Origin of the sequence: Clostridium sp. E02 (assembly GCF_003833015.1) — a bacterium.
In the GTDB taxonomy this organism is placed as follows: Bacteria; Bacillota; Clostridia; order Lachnospirales; family Lachnospiraceae; genus Lacrimispora.
This window is the reverse complement of sequence record NZ_RJLQ01000019.1, coordinates 85,197-104,582: the sequence shown is the minus strand read 5'-3', so window position 1 is coordinate 104,582 and position 19,386 is coordinate 85,197. Positions and strand designations below refer to the sequence as shown.

Annotated in this window: 16 protein-coding genes; 15 read left to right on the top strand and 1 reads right to left on the bottom strand. The window is 40.9% G+C overall.

Annotation, left to right across the window (positions count from 1 at the left end; translation table 11 throughout):
* The first annotated feature begins 277 nt into the window (after nucleotides 1-277).
* The 4 genes from EFT72_RS14905 (at nucleotide 278) to EFT72_RS14890 (ending at nucleotide 5,709) form a co-directional block, all read left to right on the top strand.
* A complete protein-coding gene (locus EFT72_RS14905; protein ID WP_124067717.1) occupies nucleotides 278-1,750 on the top strand; it encodes a sucrose-6-phosphate hydrolase in 1,473 nt (490 codons plus the stop codon).
* An 18-nt stretch (nucleotides 1,751-1,768) separates the two neighbouring features.
* Nucleotides 1,769-3,577 (top strand): beta-glucoside-specific PTS transporter subunit IIABC, encoded by a 1,809-nt coding sequence (locus EFT72_RS14900; RefSeq protein WP_164473172.1) that lies wholly within the window; start codon nucleotides 1,769-1,771, stop codon nucleotides 3,575-3,577.
* 11 nt (nucleotides 3,578-3,588) lie between these two features.
* Nucleotides 3,589-4,443: a Nif3-like dinuclear metal center hexameric protein gene (locus tag EFT72_RS14895; protein WP_124067715.1), complete on the top strand. Its 855-nt coding sequence runs from the start codon at nucleotides 3,589-3,591 to the stop codon at nucleotides 4,441-4,443.
* 78 nt (nucleotides 4,444-4,521) lie between these two features.
* On the top strand, nucleotides 4,522-5,709 hold the full coding sequence (locus EFT72_RS14890) for an MFS transporter (RefSeq protein WP_124067714.1): 1,188 nt from the start codon (nucleotides 4,522-4,524) through the stop codon (nucleotides 5,707-5,709).
* A 67-nt stretch (nucleotides 5,710-5,776) separates the two neighbouring features.
* Here EFT72_RS14890 and EFT72_RS14885 read toward each other — a convergent pair whose 3' ends face one another.
* Complete coding sequence (locus EFT72_RS14885) at nucleotides 5,777-6,976, bottom strand: FprA family A-type flavoprotein (protein ID WP_124067713.1); 1,200 nt, start codon at nucleotides 6,974-6,976, stop codon at nucleotides 5,777-5,779.
* 185 nt (nucleotides 6,977-7,161) lie between these two features.
* Between EFT72_RS14885 and EFT72_RS14880 the strand changes: the two genes are divergently transcribed.
* From EFT72_RS14880 to EFT72_RS14830, 11 genes are all read left to right on the top strand, one after another.
* Nucleotides 7,162-7,560, top strand: a complete 399-nt coding sequence (locus tag EFT72_RS14880) for an AraC family transcriptional regulator (RefSeq protein WP_124067712.1) — start codon at nucleotides 7,162-7,164, stop codon at nucleotides 7,558-7,560.
* Nucleotides 7,557-8,147 carry an ATP-dependent Clp protease proteolytic subunit gene (locus tag EFT72_RS14875; RefSeq protein ID WP_124067711.1) on the top strand — a complete coding sequence of 197 codons (591 nt, stop codon included), beginning with the start codon at nucleotides 7,557-7,559 and terminating at the stop codon, nucleotides 8,145-8,147. The genes EFT72_RS14880 and EFT72_RS14875 overlap by 4 nt, the downstream gene beginning before the upstream one ends.
* Nucleotides 8,148-8,230: 83 nt before the next feature.
* Nucleotides 8,231-8,680 (top strand): DUF523 domain-containing protein, encoded by a 450-nt coding sequence (locus EFT72_RS14870; RefSeq protein WP_124067710.1) that lies wholly within the window; start codon nucleotides 8,231-8,233, stop codon nucleotides 8,678-8,680.
* 313 nt (nucleotides 8,681-8,993) lie between these two features.
* Nucleotides 8,994-10,313, top strand: a complete 1,320-nt coding sequence (locus EFT72_RS14865; RefSeq protein WP_124067709.1) for an aspartate kinase — start codon at nucleotides 8,994-8,996, stop codon at nucleotides 10,311-10,313.
* 191 nt (nucleotides 10,314-10,504) lie between these two features.
* Complete coding sequence (locus EFT72_RS14860; RefSeq protein WP_124067708.1) at nucleotides 10,505-11,623, top strand: aldo/keto reductase; 1,119 nt, start codon at nucleotides 10,505-10,507, stop codon at nucleotides 11,621-11,623.
* 26 nt (nucleotides 11,624-11,649) lie between these two features.
* Nucleotides 11,650-13,149, top strand: a complete 1,500-nt coding sequence (pap, locus tag EFT72_RS14855; protein ID WP_124067707.1) for a polyphosphate:AMP phosphotransferase — start codon at nucleotides 11,650-11,652, stop codon at nucleotides 13,147-13,149.
* A 66-nt stretch (nucleotides 13,150-13,215) separates the two neighbouring features.
* Nucleotides 13,216-14,487, top strand: a complete 1,272-nt coding sequence (locus EFT72_RS14850; protein ID WP_124067706.1) for an NAD(P)/FAD-dependent oxidoreductase — start codon at nucleotides 13,216-13,218, stop codon at nucleotides 14,485-14,487.
* A complete protein-coding gene (gene cmk / locus EFT72_RS14845) occupies nucleotides 14,471-15,154 on the top strand; it encodes a (d)CMP kinase (protein ID WP_124067705.1) in 684 nt (227 codons plus the stop codon). The genes EFT72_RS14850 and cmk overlap by 17 nt, the downstream gene beginning before the upstream one ends.
* A 1-nt stretch (nucleotide 15,155) precedes the next feature.
* A complete protein-coding gene (gene ispH / locus EFT72_RS14840) occupies nucleotides 15,156-16,007 on the top strand; it encodes a 4-hydroxy-3-methylbut-2-enyl diphosphate reductase (RefSeq protein WP_124067704.1) in 852 nt (283 codons plus the stop codon).
* On the top strand, nucleotides 15,988-17,088 hold the full coding sequence (rpsA, locus tag EFT72_RS14835) for a 30S ribosomal protein S1 (RefSeq protein ID WP_124067703.1): 1,101 nt from the start codon (nucleotides 15,988-15,990) through the stop codon (nucleotides 17,086-17,088). The genes ispH and rpsA overlap by 20 nt, the downstream gene beginning before the upstream one ends.
* Nucleotides 17,089-17,182: 94 nt before the next feature.
* Nucleotides 17,183-19,240, top strand: a complete 2,058-nt coding sequence (locus EFT72_RS14830; protein ID WP_124067702.1) for a M13 family metallopeptidase — start codon at nucleotides 17,183-17,185, stop codon at nucleotides 19,238-19,240.
* Nucleotides 19,241-19,386 lie beyond the last annotated feature (146 nt).

Below are 19,386 nucleotides of genomic sequence, written 5' to 3'. Positions count from 1 at the left end.
GTTAGTAATACCTTTCTGATTGTGTCCACCTCATTTCTAAGTCATGAGGTTCTATTATAATATATGAACTACTAATTGGGACATAATCATTTGTGATACACTAGGACATTATCATAAATGAATCATACCTTATCGTTTGATTGAACGTTTTAGTGTTGACAAAATAACTGAAAAGAAGTAAAATTATTTCATATGGGAACCGGTTCCAATTCACTCAAGGCAATCGGTCCCTATTATTTCAAAGTAAAATGGAACCGGTTCCAGAAAGGGGGTTATCATGGAGTGGACCAAGGAAAAACGCTATCGGAAACTGGATGAGATCTCGCAGGAATCGTACTTAAACCTAGTGGAACAGGTGAAGTCTGGACCATGGAGACAAAGGTATCACATTCAGCCAAACACTGGTCTTTTAAATGATCCAAACGGATTGGCCTATTATGAGGGGTGGTATCATCTTTTTTATCAGTGGTTTCCTCTGGGTCCAGTACACGGGATCAAATACTGGTATCATCTCCGATCAAAAGATTTGGTTAACTGGGAAGATTTGGGAATTGGACTGGCTCCGGATCACATCTATGACAGTCATGGGGTCTATTCAGGAAGCAGCTTTATAAATGGGGAAGAGTTGTATCTGTTTTTTACTGGAAATCATCGGGATGAAGGTTGGAAGCGGTATTCAACCCAGTGTCTGGCAAAGATGGATAAGAACGGAACCATTGTTAAGAATGAAGCTCCGATCATAGCAAAGCCACCGGCTGGAATCACAGAACATTTTCGTGATCCAAAAGTCTTTCAAGAAAAGAATTTATTTTATATGATAGTAGGGGCACAGAAAGATTCCAAAGAAGGAACGGCGCTTATTTATCAAAGTAAGGATTTAGAACAGTGGAGTTATCAGGGAGAACTATATTTACCATGGAATTCATCTGCGTATATGTGGGAATGTCCGGATTATTTTCAGCTAGGAGAATATGGGGTACTCCTTCTTTGTCCACAGGGGATTGAGACCGAAGATCCTTTTCAGTCTAATATCTATGAATCGGGTTACTTAATTTCAGACCCCATCGACCTTAGTGAGTTAACGTTTGGGGGAGATACCTTTATTAAGCTGGATTACGGATTTGATTTTTATGCACCGCAGACATTTAAGGCACCGAAAGACCGGCGGATCTTATTTGGCTGGCTTGGGGTTCCGGAGGTAGAGTATCCGACGGATACGTATGATTGGGCTCACTGCATGACCGTTCCAAGAGAACTCACTGTAACGGATGGACGGATCAGGCAAAACCCAGTGCGAGAGCTGGAATTGTTAAGAAAAGACTCAGTTGTCCGCAGGATTACGATCGAGAATCAGACAGTAAAAGATCTTCAATTATCTGGCACATGTTATGAAATGCTCATTGAGATTCACAGCCTGAATGCAGAATCTTTTGAGTTGCAGATTAGGAAGAGTAAGAAAGAAAAGACAATTCTTATCTATAACAAAAAAGACAGATGTTTTCGCATCAATCGCAGAGATTCAGGAAAACAATTTGCAACAGAATATGGGTTTGAACGATATGCTTATCTAAATGAGGAGCTAAATCAGATTCGCATTTTTTCAGACGAATCATCACTTGAGGTGTTTCTAAATCAAGGAGAGATTTGTTTTTCCTTGAGAATTTTTCCAGAAGATAGAAGTAAAGATACTGAAATAATAGTAAGAGAAGGTATGGTAGATGCGACGATTGAAAAATGGAATCTAGCATAAGAAGAAAGGATGGAGTGTATGAACAATTCAGAATTAGCCAAACGAATCATAGAATATGTCGGTGGGAAAGAGAATGTGTCAGGATTGACACACTGTGTTACGAGACTTCGATTTGTTTTAAAAGATGAATCAAAGGCAAACAAAGAGGAATTGGAACAGTTAGATATCATGCAGGTGATTCAAAGTGGAGGACAATATCAGGTAGTGATTGGAACGCATGTGAATGATGTCTATCAGGAGGTAATGAAATATTTAGGGGATTTGGATGAAATAAAACCAGAGCAGGAAGCAGAGAAACGAACAATGCTTGAAAAGGTATTTAATATCATCTCCGGCAGTTTCACTCCCCTTATACCGGCAATAATGGGCTCTGGTATGTTAAAAGCGTTGATGCAGATTTTAGTGGCGGCTGGCGTATTGTCTGCATCTTCAGGGACCTATGCGATACTTTCATCGGCTTCCAATGCGGTGTTTTACTTTCTTCCGATCATCCTTGGTGTTACATTTGGAAGCAAAATGAAGGTGAATCCATATATCTCTGCAGTCATTGGAGGAGCCTTATTGGAACCGAGTTATACCAGCTTAATCGCAGATGGAAAAACTGATTTTTTCCATATTCCAGTATTGTTGATGAATTATTCGTCCACTGTTTTCCCAGTCATATTAGCCGTTTGCCTCTATGTACTGGTGGATAAGCTGCTTAATAAAATTATTCCAAAAGTATTTAAAGTTTTACTAGTTCCCATGCTGTCCCTCATGATCGTGGTACCCATAACCATGATTGTATTTGGACCGATTGGAATCTATACAGGAACCTTTATTTCCGATATGTTAACCTTGGCTTTAGGAAAAAATGCAGTCCTGACCAATATGTTCTTTGGATTTATCGGAATTCCAACGGTTATGTTTGGAATGCATTGGGCATTGATACCAGTTATCATCAATAATCTTTCCACCACAGGACAAGATTTTTTGCTTCCTACGGTTCAGGCAACAGCATATGCTGGTGCTGGTGCTGCTCTTGGTGTATTTTTGAGAAGTAAGGATTTAAAGATAAAAGAAATTTCATTCTCCGCATTCGTACCTGCGTTTTTAACCGGTATTACCGAGCCTGTCATTTATGGTATCTTTTTTAAGTTCAAACGGGCACTCATTTATGCTATGATCATGAGTGGATTGGCTGGAGGGCTATGTGGAATCTTCCATATCTCAGCATCCCAGCTTGCTGGTGGAATCTTAACCATTCCATCTTATACACCGGCATGGAGTTTTGCCTTATCCATGGCAGTGGCGTTTTTGGGAACCTTTCTACTGGTATATTTTTTAGGGTATGAAACCAGAGAAAAGGGACAGAAAAGTGGAACGGAAGAAACCAAAGAAAAGATAACAAAAATCTATTCCCCAGCAAAAGGAAAGGTGATTCCCTTAAATCAAGTAAAAGATGAAGCGTTTTCATCGGGAATGCTTGGAAAGGGCATTGGAGTCCTTCCTTCTGATTCGAATATTTATGCACCAGTTGATGGTACAGTTGTAACGGTGTTCCCAACCAAACATGCTATTGGCATAAGAACCGATTCAGGAGTAGAATTGGTGGTTCATATAGGAATCAACACGGTGAATCTGGGAGGAAAATATTTTGATATCACAGTAAAAGAAGGCGATTTAGTTACCAGTGGACAGTTGATTGGTACTGTGGATCATGTTAAGATAAATGAAGAAGGCTATGATACGACCATCATGATGGTCGTAACCAATACAGATGTCCATAACGAAGTAAACGTGTTGGAATCCGGAACAGTAGAAAAGCCGGTTATGGAGATTTTATAGGGAGATATAATATGAAAATACAACAAGTTATTGACTGTATCATCAAAGAAACAGGGGTAATTCTAGATCAAGAGAGAACCGTGGATCAGGTAATTATAGGAGATCCAGAACAGGAAGCGACTAAAATTGTCTCCACTTTTATGGCAACGGTAGAAGTAATCCGGGAAGCGATACAGCTTGGTGCCAATTTTATCATCACGCATGAACCAACCTGGTTCAACGGAAGAGATCGAAAAGACTGGTTGTTAAAAGATCCGGTCTATCAGTTGAAAAAGCGTCTGATTGAAGAGAATGGTCTTGTGATCTGGAGGTTTCATGATTATATGCATTCCGTACCAGAAGATATGATTTATCAGGGCTTTGATGAAGATATGGGATGGAAATCATATCACACTAGGCAGCAGGCAGGAAATACCGGAAAAAACCCCCTTCTTACTGCTCCCGTATGCTATGAGATTCCGGAAACCAATTTAAATGAATTGGTTTGTCAGGTGAGAGATTCCTTAGAGGTAAAGGGAGTAAGAGTCATAGGAAATTCCAATGCGGTATGTAAGCGGATTGGTGTTTTGGTAGGCGGTGGCAGCCTGGGGCTTGGTGATGAGAGAAATACCATGGAACTGGTACACAAAGAGAATTTAGATACGGTAATCTGTGGGGATATTACGGAATGGACATTAAGCGCCTACATTCGGGATGCCATGTTGCTTGGGTTTAACCGCTCTATGATTATCATTGGGCATGAGCGTAGCGAGGAGTCTGGAATGAAACATCTAGTTGGCTGGTTGCAAAAATTGCTGCCAGAAGAGGAAATTCTTTTTGTGGATGCAAAAGAGCCTTTTGACTATGTAATAGGAGAAACACTGTAACTACAGGAGGTTGCCATGTGGATAAGACCATGGTATGATATTACGGATTAGGGTTTGTGACGAAAGAAGGGAACTTAAATGACTCGTAAAATCAGATTTTGGTTGTTTTTTACCGCTATGGCAATTTTTTGTCTGGGTGCTAATTTTGCTCACCCGGTAACTCCGGCTTTGATAAAAAATCTGGGACTTCATGACTATATGTTTGGTGCAGCATTTGCTGCTATGATGGCAACTAATTTTTTATTTTCCCCCTTTTGGGGAAAGTTAAATGATACGGTAGAAGCGCGTTATATCATGTTTATTTGCTGTATTGGCTATGGGATCTCTCAACTGGGGTTTGCGGTTGCCGTAACAGAGCCGGCGATACTAATGGCTCGTCTTTGTGCCGGTGTGTTTGCTGGAGGGATTTTTGTATCGTTTCTCACTTATATAATAGGAGAATCTGACGAATCTGTAAGAAGCCAGTATCTGATGGTCAATGCGACCATCCAGAGTGTTTTTGGTGCCTTTGGATACTTAATCGGAGGGGTTCTTGGTGAAGTATCTATACTTTTTGTTTTTATACTACAGGCGGTGGTTCTAATCACCTCCGGTTTTTTATTCCTGCTGGTATGCAAAGAAGAACACCCAAGAAAACGAAATCAAGTGACATTAAAACAGCTTGTAATTCAATCCAATCCCTTTCGAGCTTTTTTAGCCAGCCGTTCTTTTATGACCGTGTCATTTGCCGGTTTCTTTGGGATTTGTATCTTTATGTTTATTGGGCAGACTGCGTTCGACCAGTCTTTTAACTATTTTTTAAAAGCAGAACTACAGTTAGGTTCGTCCTATAATGGTCTGGTCAAGGCAGTCGTTGGACTGATTGCATTTCTCTCTAATGTGACCTTGTGTTTTGCCATTATCCGTAGGAAACAATCCCAGAAAGCTACGATTGTGTTAAACGGAATCTCCGGTTTGCTGTGCGGAGCACTGGTTTTCTTAAATCATACCGCTGGATTTTTATTCGGGGGTGTTCTTTTGTATTCTGCTAATTCTGTGAGCATACCTTTGATTCAGGATTCCATTGCTCAAAAGTCAGAGAAAGAAAAACAGAATCTGATTATGGGATTTTATAATGGTTCCAAGTCTCTTGGGAGCATTGCTGGAGCGATGATAGCTGGAATTATTTTTGAATGGAATGCCCGTGCTCCTTTTGTATTTGCAGCTGGATTCTTTGGACTGGCATTTCTGCTGGCACTGAAATTTATGTCAGGGAAGAAACAGTAAAAAGCTCCGTCAGAATCAGACCTAACGGTCTGTACCTGACGGAGCTTTTTATCGGAATGAAATAGAATTAAAAAGTTGCTACAATCGCATTCGCCAAAGCGCCGATTTCAGCCAACTGATCCTCTTTTACAGAAGATTTTACGGTTACGATCTGATCAAGAATCGTCATATTCTTCATGCCGGATACAATTTCGGTCATCTTCTTACCTGCCATAACACCCCAGGTACCATTCTCAATCAAGGCAACGGTACGGTTTTGAATGTTATGAGATTTCATATCCATAAGCAAGTGCTCCATACTACCAAAGATACCTGCGTTATAGGTGGCAGAGGCAAATACCAGATGACTGCAACGGAACGCTTCTGAAATAAGAATGGATGGATGAGTCACGGATGTATCATACATCACAATGTTTTTCACTCCACGATCGGCCAAAAGGGATGCTAAAATATTGGCAGCGTTTTCTGTGTTGCCATAGATCGATCCATAAGCAATCATCACTGCTTTCTCTTCTGGTTTATAACTGCTCCAGGTACGATACTTGTCCACATACCAGCAGATATCAGAACGCCAAACTGGTCCATGAAGGGGGCAGAGTGTCTCAATGTCCAGAGCGGTTATCTTCTTTAACAACGCCTGCGTATTGGCACCGTACTTGCCTACGATGTTTGAGTAGTATCGTCTGGATTCGTCAAGCCATTCCCGTTCAAACTTTACTTCATCGGCAAACAGATTCCCATTCATCGCACCAAAGGTACCAAAAGCATCGGCAGAAAATAGAACTTTATCTGTCTGATCGTAGGTGACCATAACTTCAGGCCAGTGTACCATAGGAGCCATGTAAAAAGTAAACGTATGCTTTCCAGTGTTTAAGGTATCCCCTTCTTTTATAACCGTGGTTCGATCTTCAATGTTGAATTCGTAAAACTGATTGATGATGGGGACGGTCTTTGCATTGCAGACAATTCGAACATCGGGATATCTGCTTAACATATCTCCTAAGGTAGCGCAGTGATCCGGCTCCATATGATTGACTACAATATAGTCTAATTTACGACCATCTAAAACAGCTTCTACGTTTTCTATAAACTGGTCGGTGATGGCACGGTCAACCGTATCAAATAATACAGTTTTATCATCTAGCAGTACATATGAATTATAAGAAATCCCCTTTGGTATGGGGTAAGCATTTTCGAACAGGGCGAGACGGCGATCACTTCCGCCTACCCAGAACAAATCTTCATTAATTTTTTTTACACAGTACATGATGCAGCCTTCCTTTCTATTATAACCTAGTGTCTCACGTTAAGTATACAATATATTCATAAAAAAGTCATTGCCTTTTTCTATAAACATAGTAGGAAAGATAAGAATCTAAAAGACAGCACTTTTTATTAAGACAGAAAGGGAGGAATCTGCTATAATGACGTCAGATTATGGAGGGTTAGTAGATGGAAGAAAAGAAAAAAATCGTCAGCGAAATCATTGATTATGTAGAAACCAACCTGTCTTTCCCTGAAAGACTAAACGTGGAGGAGATTGCCAGACATGCCGGATATTCCAGATTTCATTTAAATCGGGTCTTTTCCCAGACAACAGGCAGTACCATCCACCAATATATTAAAAAACAAAGACTTCAGCAGGCCGCAGTAAAACTTTTAGAAGGAAAGGAGTCCATTGCAGCCATCTCTTTGGAAGCGGCATATCAGTCCCAACAGGCATTTTCCCTTGCTTTTAAGCAGGAATATGGCTGTACGCCCATGGCATACAGAAATGCAGGAATTCACATAGAAATTTCAAAGCAAAATGTAGTGAAAATGGAGACTGGTGTTTGGAGGTGTGCAGCATGAGTTTAGTTCCCTATGTTATAGAACAAACTGGGCGAGGAGAAAGAAGTTATGATCTGTTATCTAAATTATTAAACGACCGAATCATATTTCTGGGCGAAGAAGTAAATGACGAGTCCGCAAAGCTAATCATTGCTCAGCTTTTGTTTTTGGAATCCAATGACCCATCAAAGGATATTTCTTTATACGTAAATTGTCCTGGAGGTTCTGTTACCGCTGGTTTTGCCATTTATGATACCATGAGACACATACGATGCGATGTTTCTACGATCTGTCTGGGAATGGCCGCCAGTTTTGGGGCGTTTCTTTTAGCTGGTGGAGAGAAAGGGAAGCGGTTTGCGCTTCCAAATGCAGAAATTATGATTCATCAGCCATTGATTTCTGGTGGGATCAAAGGAGCGGCATCTGATATATCAATCTATTCGGAAAAGTTACAGAAAGATAAAGCCAGGCTAAATCGGCTCTTAGGAGAAAATACAGGGCATACAGAAGAGGAAATTAAGCGGGATACGGAACGAGATAATTTCATGTCTGCAGAGGAAGCAAAGGCTTATGGGATCATCGATGAGATTATAAACAGTAAAAAATAGAAAGTTTTGGGGTTCATCCGGGAAAAGGATTGAACCCCTCTTCTTTTTTTGGTACAGTTAGATCGATGAAAGGAGGCAGTTGTATGAACGGAAAAAAAGAGAATATACTGGTGAGTGCTTGTCTTCTCGGCGTAGATTGCCGTTATGACGGGAAGAATGGAAGAAACGAAGGTGTGCTTGCACTGATGAGAGATTACAATTTGATACCTGTCTGTCCAGAACAGCTAGGGGGGTTAATGACGCCAAGAGAACCAGCCGAAATAAAAGCTGGGGACACTGTGATCACTCAGAGCGGAAAGGATGTGACTGTTAATTTCAGACAAGGTGCAGAAGAGACATTAAAAATAGCGAGGCTGTATGGGTGTAAGAGAGCTGTATTAAAAGAACGGAGTCCTTCCTGTGGTCATGGGATTATATACGACGGTTCTTTTACGGGAAGAAAAGTTTCCGGAAGTGGAATTACGGCTCGTTTTCTGGAGGAAAATGCAATCGCGGTCAAAGGAGAAAGTGAAATTGATTCTCTTCGGTTTTAAAAGAACCAATCTTTTAGGAGGTGGGAAAATGGAAGGAAAACAAGAAGAGTAACCATACTGGCTTTTCAACCGTTTATTAAGAGACAAAATTTTTATCACAGAATCCCTTATCAATGGATTGATTGTACTGATATGAAAGGAGTTAGTCGATCCGGTGGAAGAATCCTGGAACTGCTAAAGAATAGGTAAAATTATGCATTTGTCTGGGAATTTATACATAAATACGGAAAAATACTTGACAGCATGGTGCAATATAAGATATTATTTCCGTTAAATATGGAATCGTAAACTGGGATCAGAGGAGAAAGACGCGATGAAAAAAGTTGTGAAATTTGGAGGAAGTTCTTTAGCCAGTGCAAAACAGTTTCAGAAAGTAGGGGATATCATCCGTTCGGATGAAACCAGATGCTATGTGGTACCGTCAGCACCAGGGAAACGGTATGAAAATGATGAGAAAGTTACCGATCTGTTATATCAGTGTTATGAAGCTGCATCAGAGGGGAAAGGCTACAAAACGATTCTAGAAAAAATAAAAGATCGTTATGAAGAGATCATCAAAGGATTATCGTTAACTTTAAGTCTTAAGAAGGAATTTGATATCATAGAAGAGAATTTCTTACATAAAATTGGACGGGATTATGCAGCTTCCAGAGGAGAATACTTAAACGGAATCCTTATGGCAGAATATCTGGGATTTGCATTTATTGATGCAGCAGATGTAATTCGATTTGATGAAGCAGGGAATTTTTTAGCAGACCGTTCCGATCAGATGCTCAGGGAACGATTAAAACAAACAGAAAAAGCGGTAATACCCGGATTTTATGGCTCCAGCGAGAATGGTTCCATTCAAACATTCTCAAGAGGAGGATCTGATGTGACTGGTTCGGTAGTTGCCAGAGCCATACACGCAGATATGTATGAGAACTGGACGGACGTGTCTGGTGTTTTAGTGGCGGACCCCAGGATTATTAAGAATCCAGAAGTGATTGAAACCATTACATATCGGGAATTGCGGGAGCTTGCTTATATGGGGGCGAGTGTTCTACATGAAGATGCCATCTTTCCAGTAAGAAAAGAAGGCATACCTATCAATATAAGAAACACCAATCAGCCAGAGGATAAGGGTACACTCATTGTTGAGAGTACCTGTAAAAAACCGCGCTATACCATTACCGGGATCGCAGGAAAGAAAGGCTTTTGTTCCATCAATATTGAAAAAGCCATGATGAATGCGGAGGTGGGGTTTGGTAGAAAGGTGCTGGAAGTCTTTGAAAATTGCGGGATTTCTTTTGAGCATATGCCATCTGGAATTGACACCATGACAGTATTCGTCCATCAATCGGAGTTCGAAGCATTTGAACAGTCTGTGATCGCAGGAATTCACCGGGCGGTGGAACCTGATTTTGTGGAGATGGAATCGGATCTGGCACTGATTGCTGTAGTAGGAAGAGGGATGAAAGCCACCAGAGGGACAGCGGGAAGAATCTTCTCTGCTTTGGCCCATTCCAGAGTCAATGTCAAGATGATTGATCAGGGGTCAAGTGAACTTAATATTATTATTGGGGTAAAGAATGGGGATTTTGAAACAGCCATTAAGGCGATTTATGATATATTCATCGCTACAGAAGTGTAAGGAATGAATAAAGTGGGGAGAAAGCAGGTTTTGCAAGAGGCAGAGCCTGTTTTTTTCTTATAAAAGTAGAAAAATAATAGCAAAACCTGGAAGGATTTTTGCAAAAAAACTATGGGTAGAATTGCATATGTGATACAATGAAAAAAGAAGCAACAGGTTCAACTATCATACATAACATGCGGAGGATAATTATGCAGTATCGTAAATTTGGTAAAACAGGATTAAGCGTTTCAGCACTTGGATTTGGGGCTATGAGATTTCCTATGCTCAAAGAGAATGAAGTAGATGAAAAAAGAGCCGTGGAAATGGTCCGTCATGCCATTGATCAGGGGGTTAATTACATTGATACCGCATATCCCTATCATCAGGGAGAAAGTGAGCGGATTGTAGGAGAAGCATTACAAAATGGGTATCGGGATAAGACCTATCTCGCTACCAAATGTCCCGTTTGGGAACTGAATGAAGAAGCAGATTTTGAGAAAATATTAGATGGACAGTTGAAAAAATTAAAGACAGATCATATCGATTTCTACTTGCTTCACGCATTGAGCAGAGATCGATTTGAAGAAAAAATTAAGAAATTTGATTTGGTTCATAAAATGGAAAAAGCAAGAGAAGATGGAAAAATCAAATACATTGGATTTTCCTTCCATGATTCATTTGATGTGTTTCAGGATATTATAGATTATTATGAATGGGATTTCTGCCAGATTCAATACAACTATATTGATTTAGAACATCAGGCGGGTAAAAAAGGGCTTAAATATGCAGCTTCCAAAGGCATGGGAATTGTAATTATGGAACCCTTGCTTGGCGGAAAATTAGCAAATCCTGCCGACCATGTAAAAAAAGTATTTCAGGGAGATAAATCCTGTGTGGAGTATGCTCTGGATTTTATCTGGGATCAGCCAGAACCCAGTCTTTTATTAAGTGGAATGAGCGATGAAAAACAGCTTTCTGACAATCTCATGTATGCAGACCGATGCCACACAAATATGTTGACAGATGAGGAACATGAAATGTACCGAAAAGCAAAAGAGCTTTTCGATTCCATGTCACTTGTGGGGTGTACCGGTTGTCGTTATTGTGTACCCTGCCCGTTCGGATTAGAGATTCCGGAAATTTTTTCTCTTTATAATATGACAGGAGCCCACAAAGAAACAGAAGCCAAAGCTGGTTACGAAGCCTTGAAGATTCAGGCAGATGGCTGTAAGTCCTGTCATCGATGTGAAAAAGAGTGTCCCCAGATGATAAAGATCAGTCAAGTTATGCCGGAGGTAACCAAAGTGTTTGAAAAACTAAAAGCGTAATAGGAGGAATTAAAAGGAGGAATTACATGCTGGAAAAAATTGATCTATCGAAAAAGATGGATAAAAAAACCTACAAGGAAATTATAAAAAAACAAAGCGAAAAATTAGGATTTCTGCAACGTGGATGCAAAAAAGCTGGGATTCCAGTAATGATTGTGTTTGAAGGAATGGGTGCATCTGGGAAAGGCAGACAGATCAATCATCTGATTCAGGCGATGGACCCAAGAGGCTTTGATGTATATGCCAATGAAAAATCAACGGAAGAAGAGCGGATGCGTCCGTTCCTTTGGAGGTTCTGGACCAAAACACCAGCTCAGGGGAGGATTGCTCTCTTTGACAGAAGCTGGTACCGGCAGGTAACGATGGATCGGTTTGATCAGGAATTACCGAAGGAAAATTTAAAGAAAGCATTTTATGATATTAAGTCCTTCGAACGCCAGCTCACAGATGAAGGTATGATCATGATTAAATTCTTTCTTGATATCTCGCAAAAAGAGCAGAAAAAAAGATTTAAAAATCTGGATCATTCCAAAAAAACCAGTTGGAGAGTGTCAAAAGAAGACTGGAAGAGAAATAAAAGGTATGACCGGTTTTTAACCATATGTGAAGAGATGCTAGAACAAACCGATACGGATTATGCTCCATGGACCATAATTGAAGCAACGGATATGAGGTATGCTGCGGCTAAGATCATGACTCACGTTGCAGATTGTCTGGAAGTTGCATTAAAACAAAGGCAACCCAAAGGAGAGAGAGAACCAATTGAAAAACCAGTTCGTCCAGAACCATTTAAGAGTGAGGTTTTGTCAGGGATTGATTTGACCAAATCGGTATCCAAAGGGGATTACAAAAAAGAAATTGACCAGTTGCAGAAAAAACTAGAGATCTTGCACAGCCAGATTTACCGGTTACGGATTCCGGTGGTCCTTGGTTTTGAAGGCTGGGATGCGGCAGGGAAAGGTGGGGCAATTAGGCGCCTCACCAGTCATCTTGACCCTAGAGGATACCAAGTATTCCCAACAGCTGCACCCAACGACACGGAACGGGTCCATCATTATCTTTGGCGGTTCTGGAATGATGTACCAAAGGCTGGTCATATTGCAATCTTTGACCGAACCTGGTATGGCAGAGTGCTTGTGGAACGGGTGGAAGGATTTTGCAAGGAAGAGGAATGGAAACAGGCATATCAAGAGATCAACGAAATGGAAAATCATTTAGCAAATGCAGGTGCGGTTGTGATTAAATTCTGGCTTCATATTGATAAAGCGGAACAGGAAAAAAGGTTTAAAAAGCGACAGGCTGATCCTATGAAACAGTGGAAGATAACAGAAGAAGACTGGAGAAATAGAGAAAAATGGGATCAATACGAGACTGCAGTGAATGAGATGTTAGTCCGTACATCAACCACCTATGCACCCTGGGTTGTGGTGGAAGGAAATTCTAAGTATTATGCGAGAATTAAGGTATTAAAAACAGTTGTAGAAGCATTGGAATCAAAGATACAGGAAGTGAATAATAATCTGTGACCGCTTGTTTTTTTACACTTTTTCGTGTAAAGTAAGAAAGAGTGAACAATGGCAGGAGGAAACGGCATGAATACGGTTTTAATCGTGGGCGGTGGTGCGGCAGGGATGTTGTCTGGTATGGCAGCAGCCAAAAAGGGCAGTACCGTCCATATTTTTGAGAAGAATGAAAAACTTGGGAAAAAGGTCTATATTACAGGGAAAGGCCGATGTAATGTAACCAATGCCTGTGATACAGAGGAGCTGTTTGGTAATGTAGTGACCAATGCCAAATTTCTTTACAGCAGCTTTTATGGTTTCACCAATTTTAATATGATGGATCTTTTAGAAGAACTCGGCTGCCCCCTCAAAACAGAGCGGGGCAACCGGGTGTTTCCTGCTTCCGATAAATCCTCTGATGTGATCAAAGCACTTCATCAGAAATTACTGGAGCTTGGAGTGACCATTCATTATAAAAAAGAAGTGGTTGATCTGCTTATTTCCGATGGAAAGCTTACAGGTCTGGTGATAAAAGAAGGAGAAAAGAAGGAGCATGTGATGGGGGATTCCGTCATTCTTGCTTCTGGCGGTTCCTCCTATCCCTCCACCGGGTCCACAGGAGAGGGATACAAGCTTGCAAAGACGGCAGGACATACGGTCACCCCGTTATCTCCAGCGCTGGTTCCATTTGTGGTGGAAGAGCCTGTGATTCGTGAGCTTCAGGGGCTTTCCCTGCGTAATGTATCGGTAACTCTTGGAAGAGGGAAAAAAATCATATATGAGGAATTCGGGGAAATGCTGTTTACCCATTACGGAGTCAGCGGACCGGTCTTGTTAAGTGCTAGTAGTTATGCGGCGAAAGAGTTAAAGAAAGGGCCATTATCCTTAACCATCGATTTAAAGCCTGCTTTGTCCGAAGAACAATTGGATGCAAGAATTCTTCGTGATTTTGAAGAGACAATGAATAAGCAGTTTAAGAATTCAATCAACGGCCTTTATCCGGCGAAGATGGTGCCGGTCATAATAGAATTAAGTAAGATTTCTCCAGAGAAAAAGGTCAATGAAATCACAAAAGAAGAACGACATAGAATCATAGATCTTACCAAGCGTTTTCCTCTGACTGTGACTGGATTAAGAGGAATGAATGAAGCGATCATCACGCAGGGAGGCGTTTCGGTTAAAGAGGTAAATCCCTCCACGATGGAATCAAAAATTCTTTCAGGTCTGTATTTTGCAGGGGAAATACTGGATCTTGACGCGGTGACTGGAGGATTTAACTTACAGATTGCATGGTCTACAGGCTGGGCAGCAGGAAACGCGGCAGGAGAAGAGGAGCATTCAAAAGATGAAAAAGGTGTATAATATTGCCATTGACGGTCCGGCAGGAGCAGGAAAAAGCACCATAGCCAGATTGGTGGCAGAGAAGTTGAAATTTGTTTATGTGGACACAGGTGCGATGTACCGTGCCATGGCACTTTACTTTTTGCGAAAAGAAATATCTGCTGATGATGAAGCAGCGGTTTCTTGTGCGGCGGAAGATGCAGATGTAACAATCGCCTACGAAAAAGGGTTACAGCAGGTAATCTTAAACGGAGAAAATGTATCAAGTTTCATTCGGTCAGAAGAAGTTGGTACCATGGCTTCTGCTACTTCCGGATATTTAAAAGTGAGACAAATTCTGGTGAGACTTCAAAAGAAATTGGCGGAAAAAGAAAACGTTATTATGGACGGAAGAGATATTGGAACCTGCGTACTTCCAGATGCTGATTTAAAAATTTATCTTACAGCAAGTACAAAAGTAAGAGCAGGAAGAAGATACAAACAGCTTACTTCCAAAGGAATAAAATGCAGTTTGGACGAGATTGAACAAGAGATCATAAAGAGGGATTACCAGGATATGAACCGGGCAAATTCTCCCCTAAAACAGGCGAAAGATGCGTTGCGTCTTGATTCCTCGGAGATGAAAGCGAAGGATGTCGTAAGCCAGATCGTTGATTTGTTTGAAAAAAAAAGAACTCAGGAGGTATAAAATGTCTGTCATCGTTGCAAAGACGGCAGGATTTTGTTTTGGTGTAAAACGTGCAGTGGATCAGGTTTATGAGCAATTAAAGCGAACGGATAAACCCATTTATACATTTGGACCAATTATACACAACGAAGAAGTCGTACGGGATCTAGAGGATAAAGGAGTTACTGTCATAAATTCAGAAGAAGAATTGATTGGGATCAAGGACTCCATCGTCGTGATCCGCTCCCATGGAGCAGGAAGGCACATTTACGAGGCCCTAAAACAAAACAGGGACGAGATTATTGATGCCACTTGTCCCTATGTGCGTAAAATCCATAAGATCGCTGAAAAGCAGAATCAGGAAGGAAGACGCCTGATCATTATCGGAAATGAAACACACCCAGAAGTACAGGGTATTAAAGGCTGGGGAGATGAGAATACTATAGTGGTGGAAACACTAGAACAGGTGGAAACATTACCTATTATACAAGGAGAAAGGCTGTGTATTGTATCACAGACGACATTTAATTACAATAAATTTCAAGATTTAGTTGAAAAATTTTCTGAAACGAGGTATGATATACTTGTTTTAAATACGATTTGCAATGCAACACAGGAAAGACAGGTGGAAGCAAAACGCATAGCTTCGGAAGTGGATGCAATGATTGTCATTGGTGGAAAAAACAGCTCCAATACCCAGAAGCTGTACGAGATATGCCAAAGGGAATGTAAGAGTACTTACTATATCCAGACACTAGGTGATTTAGATCCTGATTTTGTAAATTCTGTGCGCAGCGTAGGTATTACAGCCGGGGCTTCAACCCCGAATCATATTATCGAGGAGGTTCATACTAATGTCAGAATTAAGTTTTGAACAAATGTTAGAGGAATCATTAAAAACTATACGTACAGGAGAGATCGTCACTGGTAAAGTCATCGACGTAAAAGAAGATGAGATCGTCTTGAATATAGGCTACAAGTCTGACGGCATTATCCCACGTAACGAATACACGGATGACCAGAACTTAGACCTTACAACTGTTGTACAGGTAGGGGAAGATATGGAAGCCAAAGTTACCAGAGTTAACGATGGTGAGGGTCAGGTAGCACTGTCTTATAAGAGACTTGCAGCTGACAGAGGCAACAAGAAAATAGAAGAAGCATTTGAAAGCCATGAAGTACTTACTGCAAAAGTTACACAGGTACTTGGCGGTGGTTTAAGCGTAGTTGTAGAGGGAGCAAGAGTATTTATTCCTGCAAGTCTGGTATCTGATGTTTATGAGAAAGATTTATCTAAATATTCGGATAAAGAAATCGAATTTATAATCACTGAATTCAATCCCAGAAGAAGAAGAATCATTGGAGATAGAAAGCAGATTATGGTTGCGAAGAGAGCCGAACTGCAGAAAGAATTATTTGCAAAAATCCATGCAGGCGATGTAGTAGAAGGTGTAATTAAGAACGTAACTGATTTTGGTGCCTTCATTGACCTTGGCGGAGCGGATGGCTTACTTCATATTTCAGAAATGAGCTGGGGAAGAGTAGAGAGCCCGAAGAAGGCGTTTAAGACAGGCGAAAAGCTGGAAGTATTAATCAAAGACATTAACGGCGACAAAATTGCTCTTAGCTTAAAATTCCCAGAGACCAATCCATGGAAAGATGCAGCTGAGAAGTATGCAATTGGAAACGTTATCACTGGAAGAGTAGCAAGAATGACTGATTTCGGTGCATTTGTTGAATTAGAGCCAGGCGTGGATGCATTGTTACATGTATCCCAGATTTCCAAAGAGCACGTAGATAAACCTGCAGACGTTTTAAGCATTGGTCAGGAAATCGAAGCAATGGTTGTTGATTTCAACGAAGAAGATAAAAAGATCAGCTTAAGTATCAAAGCACTTCAGGTACAGGATGAATATCAGGAAGAAGATGGCCCGGTATATTCTGACGAAGTTTAAGCATAATATAGAAAAGCAGATAAGGAAGTGGAGAAATCCGCTTCCTTTTTTCGTAGCTGAAAATTCTTGGATATAGCAAAGAGAGGGTAATTCCATGAAAAAAAGATTATTTAAAATATTGGCAGCGATGATAGCTTTGGCTTTGATGTTTACTGGCTGTGCGAAAAAAACAGATCCTTCGCCGAAAGAAAAGAAGACCGAGGCGAAACCCGCAAGTGGTCAGGGAAAGGCCTCGGCAGGGGAAGCACTGCAGGTTCGTCTGCAAGATGATTATTATGATAATATCAATGGGATAATGTTAAGCAAAGTGAAGATTCCAGGTGATGCAAGTGGATGGAGTCAGTTTTACAAGCTGGACAGAGAGGCATATGATAGATTAAATGAAGTACTTCATGAGTCTGTTAGAAACAGAAAAAATGAAGCAGAAGGATCACTGGAGCAAAAAATTGCCGATCTCTATCTGACAGGAATGGATCGGGAGGGAAGGCAGGCCGCCGGTTTTGGGGGGCTTGCCGTTTATATGGACGGGATCAGTAACGCTAATACAGTAGAGGAATATTTGAAACAGGCAGGGAAAATCTATAAGGATCTGGGGGTAGGCAGTATCTTACTGCCCCAGTGGTCGGAGGATATAGGCAATTCCAGCCGGTATGCGCTGTATTTTGACGGTGCAGATCTTGGACCTGGAAAAGAGACTTTGGAGGATATCGATCAGGAAGAACTGATGAGCCATTACCGGGCGTATATATCCAAGATCATGGGAGTTTTAGGATTGAAGAAAGAAGAGGCGGATCAGGTATCATCTGACATTTTAAAATTGCAAAAGGATTTGGCTGGGAGTGCTCTTCCTCTCAGCAAACAGGGAGATCCAGGTGTTATTTATAATCCATATTCCAAAGATCAGATAAAGAAGCTGTTTCCAGATGGCACGATGGAAGTCTTTTTAAAGGCAGCTGGGATGGAGAAGCAGGACACCTATATTGTGGTTCAAAAAGATCAGATGAAAAAGATCAGTGGGTATTTCAATTCAGAATCACTTCCTCTTTTAAAACAGTATACCTTATTTTGCCTAGTAAATGATTTTGCCCCCAGTCTGACTCCTGAAATCAGAGACAGCTATCTGGAGTGGAATCAATTAAAAAAAGGAATAAAAGAAAAAAAGACAGAGGAGAAGCTAGCAAGCGAGTTGACGCAGAAGATACTGGGATTTGAATTCGGTAGACTTTATGTGGAGAAATGTTTTTCCAAGTCGGATAAAAAGGACATTGAGTCTATGATCCATCTGATTCTAAACTCCTATAAGAAGCAGATTGAAAATCTAGGCTGGATGAGTGATGAAACAAAGGCTTCCGCAATCAGAAAGCTGGATCACATGAATCTAAAGGTGGGGTATCCAGACAAGTGGCCAGATGATTACAAGGACGCAAAGGTGACAGCAGTCGAAGAAGGAGGGAACTTAATTGATAATGTTCTTTCACTTCAGAAGGCTCAGATTGCGGTTAATAGAAAGAAATACAATGGACCGGTAGATAAAAGTGAGTGGGGCATGACGCCCCAGACCGTGAATGCTTATTACAATCCAACCGCCAATGAGATTGTTTTTCCAGCAGCAATTTTGCAAGCTCCCTTTTATGATGCAGGTGCAGACTTAGCATCCAATTTAGGTGGAATCGGGATGGTAATGGCCCATGAGGTAAGTCATGCATTTGATTCCTCCGGTTCTCTTTATGATGAAAACGGAAATTATCATGTATGGTGGACGAAAGTAGATCGGGCAAAATTCGACCAACTGGCCAAACAGGTGGAGGAATATTACAGCGAGTTGGAGGGATTTCAGGGCAGAAAAGTGAATGGTGCCCAGACGTTAAATGAAAACATTGCAGATCTGGGATCAATGGCTTGTATTACGACAATTGCAAGTGGAGAGGGCAGCGATTTAAAACTTTTGTTTCAACAGTATGCAACAATCTGGGCTTCTAAGTATACGCCGGAAGCAATGATTGACCGTCTCAATACAGACCCCCATTCCCCGGCTAAGGTAAGGGTCAATGGAGTGCTTAGCGCCACAGATGCATTCTATCAGACGTATCCGGAGATTAAAGAAGGTGACACCATGTATATAGCCCCTGATAAGAGAGTGAAAATCTGGTAGAAATAAATTGGTAGCTGCGACAGTGACATTTATCTGCCGCAGTTTTTTATAATATTGTATTGTTTATATTGATTCTCTTAACTAACGATGAGGGCAGTGTAGGATTCTACTAAAATCAATGTGGTAAAAATATATTTGGAGTTTAT